Below are 14,871 nucleotides of genomic sequence, written 5' to 3'. Positions count from 1 at the left end.
ACCCACTTAACAATAATCTCTTTCTTTGCGTTAATCATACATATAATATAAAGCGGTATAAACATGAGCATCAAGAGAAGAATCCTTTCGGAGGCCGAAAAAGAGGCCTTAGCCCAGTTTGTGGCCCCCGAAAATGCAGCAAGCGCCCAAGACGTCTTGGCCCAATATGGTCAGGACCATACCGAAGACCTTTGTTTTCTGGCCGAAATCCTATTGAAACCCGCCCAACTCGAAGAACTGCAGGCTATTGTTCGTTATTGTTGGGAAAATGAGATCCCCATTACGCCCAGAGGAGCTGGAACGGGCCTAGCGGGTGGCGCCCTGCCTGTAGCTGGGGGCGTTTTGCTGAGCATGGAAAACTTCAATCAGATTGTAGAGATCGATGAGGAGAATTTGCAAGTTACGGTAGAGGCTGGCGTCATTACGGAAGAGCTACAAAATACCCTGGCCGAAAAAGGCCTCTATTATCCACCCGATCCAGCCAGCAGAGGCTGGTCATTTATTGGGGGAAATATTGCGACCAATGCGGGCGGTCCCCGCGCCCTAAAGTATGGGGTGGTTAAGGACTATGTGCTCAATCTGCAACTGGTCTTGGCCGATGGCTCAGTCATTTGGACCGGCGCCAACACCCTCAAAAACTCGACGGGTTTTAATTTGACCCAATTGATTGTGGGGAGTGAGGGTTGTTTGGGCATTGTGGTTCGGGCGGTGCTTCGCCTGATCCCCTTGCCCAGCAAACGCTTATTGATGTTGGCCCCATTTCGCTCGGCAGAAGGGGCTTGCGCGGCAGTTTCCGCTATTTTTCGGGCGGGAATTACCCCCTCGGCCCTAGAATTTATGGAACGGGCGGCTATAGATCGAGCCATTGAATACATGGGCGGCAGCCCTTTGCCCCTTCCAGAAGAAACGGCGGCCCAACTCATTATTGAGGTAGATGGGCATTATCTAGAGCCCCTTTATGCTGATTGCGAGAAGATTCAGGAAGTCTTGGACCAATTTGATTGCATAGAACTGCTTTTTGCCGACAATGAGGAGCAGCAGCGGCAAATTTGGCAAAGTCGGCGCAATGTCGGGCAGGCCGTAAAAAGTCACTCTATATATAAGGAGGAAGATACGGTGGTCCCCAGGGCCAAATTGCCCCAACTTTTGGCGGGCGTAAAAGAGATTGGCGCAAAATATGGCTTTAGCTCCATCTGCTACGGCCATGCCGGCGATGGCAATTTACACGTTAATATTATTAAGGGCCAATTGAGCGAAGACGCTTGGCAAAATGAGCTGCCCAAGGGCATCCGAGAAATCTTTGAGCTGACCACTAGTTTGGGTGGCACCATTTCTGGAGAGCACGGCATCGGTTTGGTACAGCGCCCTTATATGGACATTGCTTTTGCGCCCAGCGCGCTGCAACTACTCAAAAATATTAAGGCGAGTTTTGACCCCAAAGGCATTCTCAATCCGTATAAAGTACTTTAGCTCAGTTTATTCCGAGCGCCCCTAGGGCAATAGTTCTTTGGGCCATCTACATCATCTTCTCCATAAAGGAGCAAAGTTTGCTGATGGTTTGGGGCCTCCGCTGCGGCTTCGCCTTGCGGCGCTACGTTCCGCAGCTCGCTATTCGCTCGGCCCTTCGCCAGCTTCGCTGGCTCGGTCTGGCCCTGCGGGCCACTGCTGCACATCGCTAGGCCAAATGGACCTGCTGCGCCCTAAAGGGCTTGTTGTGGCCAAATGGAGCTGCTGCGCTTTGGCCAAGCTGGCCTGCCCCCTTGTAGCAGAGCCATCTCCGCCCAGAGCGCCTCGGCTGAGGGATGGCAGGGGGTGGCCGCAGGCCAGACCAAGCTTTTTTGAGCAAAGCGAAAAAAAGCGACAACAAGGCTGAAAGCCGCAGTTCGATGACCAAAGGGAGTAACGGCCGAGCAGACCTGCGAGCCCCCGCACAGCCCGACCCGAAGGCCCCAAGGGCCGAAGGGGCAGCCCCAAATTATCTTCCCCCTCCTAAAAAACAAAATCAATGAAATTCTCTTCGCTACTTTTTTTAGCCCTACTGCTTTTATTTGGACCAAAAAGTCAGGCCACGCATATTGTGGGTGGCGTCATTAGCTATGAATGTCTGGGTTTTAATAGCAGCACCCAAATGATGAGTATTCGCCTCACCCTCAAGGTCTACCGAGATGCCATCAATGGGCAAGCCGGCTTTGATAACCCCGCTAGCGTGGGAATTTTTAGAGGAAGTAATAATTTGCTCTACCAAAATCTCAGTTTGAGCAGCCCCGTTATTACTACCGCCCCAATTGATCTGAGCAACCCCTGTTTGTCGGTGAGTCCCGGTAGTGTGGAGGTGGAAGAGGGGGTTTATACTACCAGCATCAACCTGCCCTATGATGCCGATGGCTACTATATATCGTATCAGCGTTGTTGCCGAAACAACACCATCAATAACCTCGTGCAGCCAGGTTCGGTAGGGGCCACCTACAGCATATTTTTGTCAGGATCGGCCATGCTATCTTGCAACAGCAGCCCTGTTTTCAACAACTATCCGCCCATTGTAATCTGTGCCAACCAGCCCCTAGTTTTTGACCATGCGGCCACGGACCAAGATGGGCATACGCTTCGCTACTCTCTTTGTACGCCCTCTACGGGAGCCTCTTCATTGGATCCAGCGCCCTCTCCCCCAGCGGCCCCGCCCTATGTGAATGTGCCTTTTTCCGCCGGCTTGTCGGCAACTAACCCCATGCCCGCCAACCCCGCCCTCAGCATTGACCCCAATACGGGCCTACTGACGGGAACGCCCACACAAATCGGGCAGTATGTGGTGGGGGTTTGTGTATCGGAGTTTGATGCCAATGGCAACCTTTTAAGCAGCACCTTAAGAGACTTTCAGTTTAATGTAGAGCCCTGTTTTTCTAACCTCAATGCCGCCATCTTTGCCGACTCTGTGAGTGCTGATGGCCAAGGATTTCTGCTCAATCAATGCGATGATAATACCTTTCGGTTTACCAACCAAAGTACCGCCAATCCGCAGGGGCTCATTACTGCCTATGAGTGGTATTTTGATTTGAATAATGGCACGGCCGCCACTTCTTCTTTCAATAATCCCACTATTGTTTTTCCTGGCCCCGATGTATATAATGGCTGGTTGGTGGCCAATCCGGGCCAAGTTGGCTGCACCGATACGGCTTATATTACCGTAGAGGTCTATCCGCCCATTTACCCTAATTGGGGAGTAGTTATTGACTCCTGCAACCCCAGTGTACCGCCCCTGCAGTTTATCGACTCGACCACCATTGGGGGCCTAGGAACCATTGTAGCTTGGGATTGGGACTTTGGAGATGGCAGCAGCAGCAACCAACAAAACCCCAACCATCTCTTCCCCAATGCGGGCCAATATCAGGTCAATTTGGTAGTTACCGATAGCAATGGCTGCGAGGACCAAATTGGCTTTCCAGTAGATTGGTATCCGCCAGCTATTCCACAATTTACCGTAGATGACCCCAATGGTTGCGAGCCGCATTATGCGACCTTTACGCATAGCTCCTTTCCCTTTACTTCAGCCTATCAGAGCATTTGGGACTTTGGGGATGGGGACAGTTCCAACCTGAGCCCAACAGTGGGCCATGCCTACCCCAATCCGGGCCAATATGATGTCAGTTTGACCCATGTTTCGCCTTGGGGTTGTGTCAGTCAGGACCTACAGCCGCAACTCATAGAAGTTTATGAGGGGCCTACTGCCGCTTATAATTATACTTATGATAGCTGTGAGTATGCTGCCGTAGATTTCTTTGATGCCTCTGGCCCAAACAGCCAGGGCGATGCTATTGTCAGTTGGAATTGGGACTTTATGGATGGGACCCTAGAAACAACCCAAAACAGTAGCCATTTATATGCTTTGGCGGGGACCTATCCCGTTCAATTGGCCATTACAGACATCAATGGCTGTACCGATACGATTTCGGATAGCATTCAATGGTATCCCAAGCCCGTAATTGATGTGAGCTTAACGGACAACAGTGGCTGTCGGCCCTCTATCATTAGCTTTATCAACAACTCTTACCCCATCAATGGTTATAGCACCATTTGGGACTTTGGGGATGGGGCCTCGGATACGGCGGCTAGTCCCAGCCATATTTATACGCAGGCGGGGGTATACCCGATAGAGTTAGTGATCACCTCTCCTTTGGGCTGTACCGATAGCTTTTTGGATACCGTCAGCATCTTTGAATTGCCAACGGCCCAATTTAGCAGCAGTTTTGATCCTTGCGTCATTGGGGCCGTCAGTTTTGATGAACAGGCCCAGACCAACCCCGCAGGCACGCCCCTGCAATTTTGGCAATGGGACTTTGATGATGGGACCATTTTATCGGCCCAAGATACCAGCCATTTATATAATTTGGCGGGCGACTTTGAGGTCCAACTCATTGTAGAAGATACCAATAGCTGTCGAGATACGGTTGTACAAACCGTAGCCTGGCATCCTGCGCCCATTGTGGCCGTAGATGTCAGTGATAGTGTGGGTTGTGAACCTTTGAATGTAGACTTTATCAATAACTCCTACCCGATTAACGGCTATAGCACCCAATGGAACTTTGGGGATGGGGGCAGCGATACCGCAGCCAGTCCTAGCTATATCTATCAACAGCCTGGAGAGTATTTGGTCCATTTATACATCCTTTCTCCTACGGGTTGTACTGGCGACTTTTACGATACCATTGTGGTGCATGAAAACCCCAATGCCCAGTTTAGCTATAGTTTTGACTCTTGCGAATATACAGGGGTCTTCTTTAGCCAAGAATCAACGACTAATCTAGCGGGAGACAGTCTTCGTCTTTGGGATTGGGACTTTGGCAATGGGCAAAGCGCAATTTTATCTACTCATCAGGATACCGTGATTAGTTATCCGCCTAGAGACAGCTACTACATCCAACTGATTGTAGAGGATGTAAATGCTTGTAGAGATACGAGTATACAGCTTATGCCTTATTACCCTGCCCCTGTTTTTCCGGTCAATAGTCATTCGACAGAGGCCTGTGTGCCCGTAGCGGTAAACTTTGATAATAATATATTGAATGATTATCCGGGCTACAGCTTCCTTTGGTCCTTTGGCGATGGCAATAGCACAACTGCTTTTGACAGCAACTATGTCTATGAGAACGGCGGGACCTACTACGCCAGCCTATTGGTCCGTACGGCTTCGGGTTGTGAGCAGACCTTCTATGATACCATTCAGGCAAATGGTTTGCCCGAGGCCCGTTTTGATAGTCGATATGATGCCTGTGAAATTGGGGCCATGCGTTTCCGCAACCTCTCGGTCCCGAGTAATGAAGGCATTTTGACGCAGAGCTTCTGGAGTTTTGGGGATGGCAATAGCAGTACAGATCCTTTAGTGGACCATTTTTACAACTACCCCGATACGGGCTATTATGTGGTCCAATTGGAAGTAGAGGATGAAAACGGTTGTCAGGACCAAACCACAGATAGTGTCTATTGGCGGCCCCTGCCCATCTTCCCTGTCGATTTGCGGCCGCTACGGCTTTGCGGTCCCTCTACCGTCCCTATGCCTGAGGGATACCCCTACCCCATTGAGGGCTATAGCTATAGTTGGGATTTGGGCGATGGTCGCCGGAGCAATGCCGCTCAGCCTGATTTGAGTTACAGCAGTTTTGGCAGTTATCCCTTGTCTTTGCGGGTCAATTCTACTGCGGGCTGTGTAGACAGTTTTTCGGCCCAGATTGATATTTTAGAAGAGCCAGTAGCGGGCTTTAGTTTTGCGGCGGTTAATGCAGGGGAGATTTCCTTTCAAAACCCAGAGGTCCAGTTTACAGATCAGTCGATGCGGGCCAACCTTTGGTCTTGGGACTTTGGCGATGGACAGCAGGTCTTGCAGCAAAACCCCATACACAACTATGCAGATACGGGTTTATATTTGGTGCAGCAAGTGGTTTATCATCGCAATGGTTGCCCCGACACGGCCCAGGCGGTCGTGGATATTAGTCCGCAAATTACCTACTTCTTGCCCAATGCCTTTACGCCCAATGATGACGGCAAAAACGATGGCTATCGGGGTGAGGGCTACTTAGACTTTATTGAGCAATTTGATATGCGGATTTACAACCGTTGGGGCGAAGAAGTATTTCGGACGACAGACCCCAGAGCCGAATGGAACGGGCGCATACAGAACAATGGGCGCAAATGCCAGGCGGGCGTTTATGTGGTGCAGGTCCAGATTTCGGGAGCCCGAGGCTTTAGAAAAGAGATTAAGGGCTTTGCCACTATTGTTTACTAAAGCTGGGGCTTTGGAGGGGACAGGGCGCGCAAGCGCCCGCAGGCTGAGGGGCTGAAGCAGGGCCGCGAAGCGGCAGACCGAGGCCGTAGGCCGAAGGGCCGAGCAGGCCTGCGAGCTGCGCAATGGCCCGACCCGCCCGCAGGGCGGGGCAGCCCCAAAAAAATTTAAAAAAACTATAAAAAATGCTTATATTTGCCCCTCTAAACCCCAATCATCTCTCCATCTCAACTAAGAAGAAATAGATCTCTATATTTATGTTTAGCAATTTACAAGATAATTTAGATGCGGCCTTTAAGAACCTTTCGGGTGACGGTAAGTTGACCGAAATCAATGTGGCCACCTCCGTTAAAGCGATTCGCCGTGCATTGGTTGATGCCGATGTAAACTACAAGATTGCCAAATCTTTTACGGATAAAGTAAAGGAAGAGGCCCTTGGAAAGCGCAACGTATTGAAATCGGTACGTCCGGGTGATTTGATGGTTAAAATCGTTCAGGATGAGTTGGTTGAATTGATGGGTGGACAATCTGTAGGGATTAACATCAAGGCCAATCCGGGTATTGTTTTGATTGCTGGTCTACAAGGTTCTGGTAAAACGACCTTTACGGGTAAGCTTTCTCGCCACTTGAAAAACAAGCGCAACAAAAAAGTAATGGTGATTGCTTGTGACGTTTATCGTCCTGCGGCCATCAATCAGTTGGCGGTTGTTGCCGAGCAGGTGGGTGTTGACATCTACAAAGAGATGGACAACAAAAACCCCGTAGAGATTGCGCTAAACGGTATTGCCGAGGCCAAAAAAGGAAAATATGATGTCGTGATCGTCGATACTGCGGGTCGTTTGGCCGTAGATGAGGAGATGATGACGGAGATTGCTGCAGTAAAAAAAGCGATCCAGCCCACAGAGACGCTATTTGTAGTGGATTCGATGACTGGACAGGATGCGGTAAACACGGCCAAGGCCTTTAACGATCGCATCAATTATGATGGGGTAGTTTTGACCAAGTTGGACGGGGATACTCGTGGTGGTGCTGCTCTTTCGATCAAATACACCGTAGGTAAGCCGATTAAGTTTATCTCTATGGGAGAGAAAATGGACACCTTGGACATTTTCCACCCCGATCGTATGGCCCAGCGTATTTTGGGCATGGGAGATATCATTTCATTGGTAGAAAAGGCCCAAGAGGACTTTGATGAGAAGGAAGCCAAGCGCCTAGAGAAGAAGATTCGTAAAAATCAGTTTGACTTTAACGACTTTCTCAAGCAGTTGGCCCAAATCCGCAAGATGGGTAACCTCAAGAGCTTGATCGGGATGATTCCTGGTATGGGCAAGATTGCCAAGGACATTGACATTGACGACAATGCCTTTAATAAAATTGAGGCCATCATTCTTTCTATGACTCCTGAAGAGCGGGGAAATCCTGGCGTGATCAATGGTAGCCGCAAAAAGCGGATTGCCAAAGGAAGCGGAAACCGCGTAGAGGAGATCAATCAGTTTTTGCGTCAGTTTGAGCAAATGCGTAAGATGATGTTCCAGATGAGTAAGATGCAAGCGGGGGGCGGCAATATGCGCATGCCTAACATCCCTAGAGGATTCCGTTAGAAGATCGACCAACTATATACACTAAGAGCTGCCTTTGGGTGGCTCTTTTTTTTTGTAATTACAGGCAGAACTTATTATTTTCGGGACCTTTATTTGGGGCTGCCCCTTCCGCTGGGTTGAAACCCAGCGCAAAGCGGTATCGCTTTGCGAAGCTATACAAAATGAGGGTTAAAACCCTCATGAGTTCTCGCTCGGGTCGGGCCATTGCGCAGCTCGCAAGTCTGCTCGGCCCTTCGGCGCAAAGCGCCTCGGTCTGCCGCCTTTGGCGGCCCTGCTACAGCCCCTCAGCCGCGTCGCTTCGCTCCTTGAGGCGGCTGCGCCGCCTAAATGGCCCCCTTCTCTCCTCATCTTCTTTAGCAAAAGAAACTATGATTCAGTTTTCCTCTAAATTTCCATCGGCAGAGACCACTATATTCTCGGTCATGTCGGCCTTGGCCCAAAAGCATGAGGCCATCAACCTATCGCAGGGCTTTCCGAACTATCCGGTAGATCCTCGCTTGATTGAGCTGGTCCATAAATATATGTTGGCGGGTAAAAACCAATATGCGCCCATGGCTGGAGTGCCTGAGCTCAACCAGCGTTTGGCCCAAAAAATTGAAGCCCTTTATGGGGCCAGTTATGATCCAGCTACAGAGATTACCATTACGGCAGGAGCTACCGAAGCCATCTTTTCCTCTATAATGGCCTTTGTTCGCCCAGGCGATGAGGTCATTATTATTGAGCCCGCCTATGATTGTTATCTACCTGCCATTGAGTTGGCGGGGGCCAAGGCGGTGTCCTATGCCCTCAAAGCACCCGATTGGACCATAGATTGGGAGGAATTGGGCCAACTGATTACAGAAAAAACGCGGATGTTCATCATTAACAGTCCACACAATCCCATTGGGCGTTGCTTTAGGGAGGAAGACATGCAGGCCCTAACTGATCTTTTGGCGCCGACCAACATTATACTATTGAGTGATGAGGTCTATGAGCATATTGTCTTTGATGGGCAAAAGCATTTATCGGCCCTCTCCTATCCAGCTTTGCGAGATCGGACCTTGGCTACTTATTCCTTTGGGAAAACCTTGCACAGCACGGGTTGGAAAATGGGCTATGTAGTGGGAGCGGCTCGGCTCATGCGAGAATTTAGGATGGTCCATCAATTCAATGTCTTTTCGGCCAATACGGCTGTGCAATACGCCATAGCCGAATATCTAGAAGACCCCAACACTTATTTGGGGCTATCGGCTTTCTTTCAGGCCAAGCGGGACCTCTTTTTGGGCCTTATGAAAGATACGCCCTTTCAGTTTGAGCCTTCTGGGGGCAGTTATTTTCAGTTGGGGGATTATAGCCAAATCTCGGAGTTGAATGATGTAGACTTTGCTCGTTGGTTGACCATAGAAAAGGGCGTGGCCGTGATTCCGCTTTCTCCATTTTACAGCCAAGAGCAGCCCGATAACAAGGTGGTCCGTTTTTGTTTTGCCAAAACCGAGGAGACCTTAGCGGCGGCGGCTCGGCGGCTGCATGGGCTATAGATATTTTGGAGGGGACAGGCGGCGAAGCCGCCGCAGGCTGAGGGATGGAAAGTGGTGCGGCGCAGCCGCAGACCTAGGGGCTGAAGCGAAGTGAAAGCCCCGCAGGGCCGAGCAGACCTGCGAGCCACGGCACAGCCCGACCCGACCGCAGGGAGGGGCAGCCCCAAAAAAGCATTGTCACAATTTTACAATTCTCAAAAGTTCTGCTTAACCTTTGATTAACGCCCATTAAGCGATATATTTTTTAGCTTTGTCTAAAGCCAATGAGATTGGCAAGGCTGTTTGTACTTCATACAGTTCTTTAAAAACAAGCATTTTCCTATATTTTTTATATCCATCAGTATGTTAAGGACCCTATTTACTTTTTTGTCCCTCTTTGCCATTTTGGGCAGTTTATCGGCCCAAACGCCCGTTCGTTGGCGTCATGAGGCCAAAGCGCTAGGCAATGGGCAATACAGCATCACCTTTAAGGCCAAAATTGAAAAAGGCTGGTATGTCTATTCCCTCTACTTGCCCTCAGCAGATGGGCCAGTGGCCACCTCTGTTACTATAGAGGAGGGAGAATTTACGCCTGTTGGAAAAGCCAGTGAAAGCAGTAGCGATCCAGCAAATAAGAAATCGGGGTTTGATGAGATTTTCGAGATGCAAGTGACCAAGTATAAGAATGACTTGCAGATTTTGAAGACCGTGGCCACGCCTAATAAGCAGCAACACTTGGTCGGTTATTTAGAGTACATGACTTGTAATGACCAAAGTTGTTTGCCTCCAACCAACTATGAATTTGACATTGATTTGGCGGCTTTGCCTCAGCCCAAGGCGGCCCAAGAGTCTACTGAAGATGGGAAATCGGGCCAAGTTGCCCCCAAAGCAAAAGATGCTTCCAATACAACGGCCCAGCTAGATCCCGCTGCTGAAACGCCCAAAGAAGAAGTAGCCGTAGAGGAAGAAACAGCGCCAAATAGTAGTGCTGTAGAGGGGCAGCCCATCAGCTGGAGCTATGAAATGCGTTTGATTGAAGGGAACAGCTATGAGCTCATCTTTAGAGCAGAAATGACTGAGGGCTGGCATACCTACTCGCAGTTTTTGGAGGGAGAAGATGGTCCCGTAGCGACCAAACTCAACTTTGTAGAAGGCGATCATTTCAAGCTACTTTCTGGTCCCACAGAAAGCACCAATGATCCTAAGAATAAAGTCTCTGGTTTTGATCCGCTTTTTAACATGAAGCTGACCAAATACAAAAACCAACTAGAGATTCGACAGCGGGTAGAAGTATTGGACAGCAGCAAAGCCCTAGAGGGCTTTTTGACCTATATGATTTGTGATAAGGAGCAATGCTTGCCCCCTACCGATTTGGAATTTAGCTTTTTTAAGGCCGCAGCGGCAAGCACGCCCAAAATTGATCCGAATAAAGTATTGACGGGCATTGATCGCCCCGATATTCGCAGCAGCTTAAAAGCTGCAGCAGCTCGTGGGAACTGTGGGACCGAGGTAGAAAGTGCCAACCTCAGCCTTTGGATGATTTTCTTCTTTGGCTTTATTGGGGGATTATTTGCCTTATTGACGCCCTGCGTTTTTCCGATGATTCCGCTGACGGTTTCTTTCTTTACCAAACGCAGCCAATCTAAGGCCGAGGGGATTCGCAATGCGACCATTTACGGCCTTTCTATCATTGGCATCTATGTAGCTTTGGGGATGTTTGTGACCATTGTATTTGGAGAGAATGCCTTGAACTGGTTATCTACGCACTGGATTCCCAACCTGAGCTTTTTTATTCTCTTCATTGCCTTTGCCATTTCTTTCTTTGGCTACTATGAAATTACGCTGCCCTCTTCTTGGTCCAATGAAACCGATAGAGCGGCCGACCGTGGTGGTTTGCTAGGGATTTTCTTTATGGCCTTTACGCTTTCTTTGGTCTCTTTCTCTTGTACAGGTCCTATTATCGGGACGCTTTTGGTACAAGCTGCAGAGGGTGGCCAATTGGCCCCTGCTGTGGGGATGCTCGGTTTTTCTTCTGCTTTGGCCCTTCCTTTTGCGCTCTTCTCGGCCTTTCCGGGTTGGCTCAACTCCTTGCCCCGTTCTGGTGGCTGGATGAATGTAGTGAAAGTGGTCTTGGGTTTTGTGGAGGTGGCCTTGGCCTTCAAATTCCTTTCTAAGGCCGATATGACCATGCACTGGGAGCTGCTCAAATATGAAACCTTCTTGGGGATTTATGTGGTCGTAGCTTTTGCTATGGGGATTTACCTTTTGGGCTTTATTCGTTTTCCACACGATATGAAAGGCGCTAAAATTAGCCTTCCTCGCAAAGGCTTGGGCTTGTTTAGCATTGCTTTGGCTACTTATTTTGCCCTAGGCTTTACGGTAGATGAAAAAACGGGCACCTATGCCACTCCTCCTATTATGAGTGGATTGGCTCCTCCTGCCTGCTACTCTTACTATCATCCTTGCGACTGTCCCGCTGGACTACAAAACTGCTTTCACGATTATGAAGAAGGTTTGGCTTATGCTAGAGAGCAGAAGTTGCCCATCATGATTGACTTTACGGGTTATGGCTGTGAAAACTGCCGCAAAATGGAAGACCAAGTTTGGGTTAAGCCTGAAATCAATAAAATTCTGAATGAAGAATATGTGCTCATTTCTCTTTATGTAGATGATCGCACAAAATTAGAGAAGACCCTTATCGCTCCTGATGGCCAAAAGATTCGGAATGTGGGGAATAAGTGGGCCGCCTTCGAGCGCCTCAACTTTGGCCAAGTGTCTCAGCCGCTATACGTGCTGATGGCTCCCGATGAGACGATCCTCAATACCCCTGTGGGCGCTGTCTTTGATGCCGATAAATATCAGGAATTTTTGGAGTGCGGATTAAGCAATTATGCACTTTGGGGCAAGGGAGAGTTAAAATAACTTGAGCTTGTTGACAAAAAAGCCCTGCTCTTAGGAGCAGGGCTTTTCTGTTTTTGGGCCTTATTTATTCATCACCGAATTACAGGATTCGTATTTGACATATTTGCCTAGCTTTTTGTGGCCCTGCAAAATATTGATTTCGGTCATGGCTTGATAGACCCCTCTTTGGTGGGCCATACAAAGATACTGCATGGCTTTGATGCACATCTCTTTGCGTTGTTTTTTGCCATTGCCAAAAAGGCCTTTGCGGTCTTCGGCCATCTCGACCAGGGTGGCGGCAATTTGCATATACTCTCTATTGATTTGATCATTGACGGCCTGGTTTTGTTTTTGAGCCTGATTCACTTGATCCTGAATCTGCATCAATCTATTTTCGGCTTCTTGGATACTGGCTTGGGCGGCCTGCAAATCATTAGATTGTCGCTCAATCTTGGCTGTTTTAGTCGCATTTTCTTCTCGGAGGGTACTATTTTCGACCTCCAGTTCTTCTACTCTACCGCTCAGGCGGTTAATTTCTGCTTGTTGTTCGGAGAGCAATTTTTTCTGGGCCGCAATACTTCTGCGCAGGCCGGCATTATTCAGCAAACTGGATTGCGATTTGGCCAAATCGGCTTCTAGGCGTTCAATTTTGGCGGTGCTGGCCTTAATAATATCTTCAATTTTGCCTAGGCGTTCTGCCTGAGAGGCATCAGAGAGGTCAATGCCCCCTGCTTCTAGGCCTTCTTGGGCGGCGGTATAATCTAGCACCTGCTCAATAGCCTCATCGATTTCGGTCATTTCTTGGCCCATTTCGGCTAGCAGGATACTATCTTGGCGGATGCGGTCATTGAGTTGGCTAATTTCGGCGGCCTGTTCATTGGCACAACCAGCCAGCAATAGCGAAAGGGCCAAACTGGCCCCAAAAAAGGTCTTTTTCATCTGTTGGTTATTTTAAGTAAAAAATTACAATGCTTTTAGACTTGCCTTGGGCAAATCGAAGAGGAGTTTGCCGCCTTCTAGGCGGTAGTTTCCTTGGCCCAGTCCTTCTAGCTCTACCGTTTGGCCCTCAAAGCGGAGCTCCCCTTTTAGGTGGCTTTTGGCCCGCCCAAAGACCTTATACTGAAAGCTAATTCCTTGGGCGTGTTTCTCTTGGCTTTGGATGCGGATACGGCGCAAACGGCCATTGATTTTCCCTTGAAACTGAATGGGCAAACTGCTCAAAGGGGCGCTAGTTGCTGCCTTGGGGCTAGGCGTTTCTTCTGCTTTGGCGGGAGCTTCTTTTTCTTGGGCTTCGGGCCAATCTTCGGGCAGCAGGCGTTCTTGGCTATTGACAGAAATGCGCAGGCGGCTGCTGTCTTTATTCCAGCGCAACTCTTCTACTTGAAGTACAAATTTGGGCCGCAGACAATACTCTTCTAGCGACTCGAAAAGCAGGCCTTCCGTTTCGGAAATGGCCAAAGTAAAATCAGTTTGGGGATAAGCTTGGCGCAGGCAGGCAAAAGTTTTATAGCGTTCTTCGGGCAGCAGTTGGTGCATTTTGGGCAAGTTGTCTTGCAGTCGTTCTAGAGATTTTGGACCACAATCTTGGGCATAGCTAGCCGCAATATGCTGCAGTTCTTTTTTTGCTGTTTCGGCCTTTGTTTTTGGCCAAAACTGCAGTGCTAAAAAGAGCAGTAGGCCCAAGCCCAGAGCGCCGCCGGCCCAGGGCGCTATTTTGCGCAAAAGGGGGGCATAATCTTTTTTAGGGGGCACCACCTCTAGGGTTTGTTGGACCAATTCACCGGGGTTTTCGCCCCAAACCTTGAGCTCATAAGATTGAGTTTGGGCGGGCAGATCGAGCAAAATTTGTTCTCTTTGCAGGGGAATTTCTTCGCCATTGAGGCTTATTTTTTTGGCCCCGCTCAATTGCCAGCTCAGCTGTAGTTGCTGGCCCAAAAACTGCTGCGAAAAAGAGAGGATTTGGGGAGCTGGATAGACCAGCAGCCGTTCTGTCGTCTGAATATTAGAGTCTAAATTGAGGGCAATGAGCACAAAATTATAGGTTTTTTTGGGGTCTCTTCTGGCCTTATATTGCTGCTCAAAATGGAAATCGCCAATAGATTGTAGCTGGATGCTATGGGCATTTTCGGTGGTCCAGCTCAGTAGAATCTGATCGGCATCTAGTTGGTCCAACTCAAAAGAGAGGATTTTAGGTACATTATTCATTTGTGTTTTATTTCTTTTGTTTTGGGGCTGCCCCGCCCTACGGGCGGGTCGGGCTGTGCCGGGGCTCGCAGGGATGCTCGGCCCTGCGCTTTTTCGCTTTGCTCAAAAGCTGGGTCTGCGGCTGCGCCGCCCCCCTATCCATCCCTCAGCCGAGGCGGCTGCGCCGCCTGATCAGGACCAATTTACTTTGTCTGCGTAAAAATACAGAAGAAACAAATAAAATTTTGATTTTTTCAGTAAGTTTGGGAGGAAAAGATATTGCGTTTTGCAGGCGGCGAAGCCGCCGCAGGCTTAGCTGCCTGTAAGGGTGCCCCGCAGGGGCAGACCGAGGTGGGCGCAGCTCGCCGAGGGCCGAGCAGACCTGCGAGCCCTGCAAGGGAGCGACCTGAGCGAAGCG

Annotated in this window: 7 protein-coding genes; 5 read left to right on the top strand and 2 right to left on the bottom strand. The window is 49.4% G+C overall.

All coding sequences use genetic code 11. From position 1 onward, the window contains the following. Positions 1 to 63: 63 nt before the first annotated feature. The 5 genes from OP864_RS13245 to OP864_RS13225 all read left to right on the top strand — a co-directional run bounded on the left by OP864_RS13245 (position 64) and on the right by OP864_RS13225 (position 12,290). Positions 64 to 1,470, top strand: a complete 1,407-nt coding sequence (locus tag OP864_RS13245) for an FAD-binding oxidoreductase (RefSeq protein ID WP_270098638.1) — start codon at positions 64 to 66, stop codon at positions 1,468 to 1,470. A gap of 535 nt (positions 1,471 to 2,005) precedes the next feature. Next, the gene (locus OP864_RS13240) at positions 2,006 to 6,274 is read left to right on the top strand and encodes a PKD domain-containing protein (protein ID WP_270098637.1); all 4,269 of its coding nucleotides are present in this window, start codon (positions 2,006 to 2,008) and stop codon (positions 6,272 to 6,274) included. Positions 6,275 to 6,528: 254 nt separating this feature from the next. Then, positions 6,529 to 7,872 (top strand): signal recognition particle protein, encoded by a 1,344-nt coding sequence (ffh, locus tag OP864_RS13235; RefSeq protein ID WP_270098636.1) that lies wholly within the window; start codon positions 6,529 to 6,531, stop codon positions 7,870 to 7,872. Between the two features lie 368 nt (positions 7,873 to 8,240). After that, positions 8,241 to 9,389, top strand: a complete 1,149-nt coding sequence (locus tag OP864_RS13230) for a methionine aminotransferase (protein ID WP_270098635.1) — start codon at positions 8,241 to 8,243, stop codon at positions 9,387 to 9,389. 342 nt (positions 9,390 to 9,731) lie between these two features. Beyond that, on the top strand, positions 9,732 to 12,290 hold the full coding sequence (locus OP864_RS13225; RefSeq protein WP_270098634.1) for a protein-disulfide reductase DsbD family protein: 2,559 nt from the start codon (positions 9,732 to 9,734) through the stop codon (positions 12,288 to 12,290). 60 nt (positions 12,291 to 12,350) lie between these two features. Here OP864_RS13225 and OP864_RS13220 read toward each other — a convergent pair whose 3' ends face one another. Both OP864_RS13220 and OP864_RS13215 read right to left on the bottom strand, forming a co-directional pair. Continuing rightward, a complete protein-coding gene (locus OP864_RS13220) occupies positions 12,351 to 13,208 on the bottom strand; it encodes a hypothetical protein (RefSeq protein WP_270098633.1) in 858 nt (285 codons plus the stop codon). Between the two features lie 24 nt (positions 13,209 to 13,232). Then, positions 13,233 to 14,474 (bottom strand): hypothetical protein, encoded by a 1,242-nt coding sequence (locus OP864_RS13215; RefSeq protein ID WP_270098632.1) that lies wholly within the window; start codon positions 14,472 to 14,474, stop codon positions 13,233 to 13,235. Between the last annotated feature and the right edge of the window lie 397 nt (positions 14,475 to 14,871).

Origin of the sequence: Saprospira grandis, from assembly GCF_027594745.1 — a bacterium.
Classification (GTDB): Bacteria; Bacteroidota; Bacteroidia; order Chitinophagales; family Saprospiraceae; genus Saprospira; species Saprospira grandis.
This window is presented reverse-complemented; position numbering and strand designations above follow the sequence as displayed.

Coding starts and splice junctions, on each gene's coding strand:
- OP864_RS13230 (WP_270098635.1), top strand. CDS start 8,241: ATGATTCAGTTTTCCTCTAAATTTCCATCGGCAGAGACCACTATATTC.
- OP864_RS13245 (WP_270098638.1), top strand. CDS start 64: ATGAGCATCAAGAGAAGAATCCTTTCGGAGGCCGAAAAAGAGGCCTTA.
- OP864_RS13240 (WP_270098637.1), top strand. CDS start 2,006: ATGAAATTCTCTTCGCTACTTTTTTTAGCCCTACTGCTTTTATTTGGA.
- OP864_RS13220 (WP_270098633.1), bottom strand. CDS start 13,208: ATGAAAAAGACCTTTTTTGGGGCCAGTTTGGCCCTTTCGCTATTGCTG.
- OP864_RS13215 (WP_270098632.1), bottom strand. CDS start 14,474: ATGAATAATGTACCTAAAATCCTCTCTTTTGAGTTGGACCAACTAGAT.
- OP864_RS13225 (WP_270098634.1), top strand. CDS start 9,732: ATGTTAAGGACCCTATTTACTTTTTTGTCCCTCTTTGCCATTTTGGGC.
- ffh (WP_270098636.1), top strand. CDS start 6,529: ATGTTTAGCAATTTACAAGATAATTTAGATGCGGCCTTTAAGAACCTT.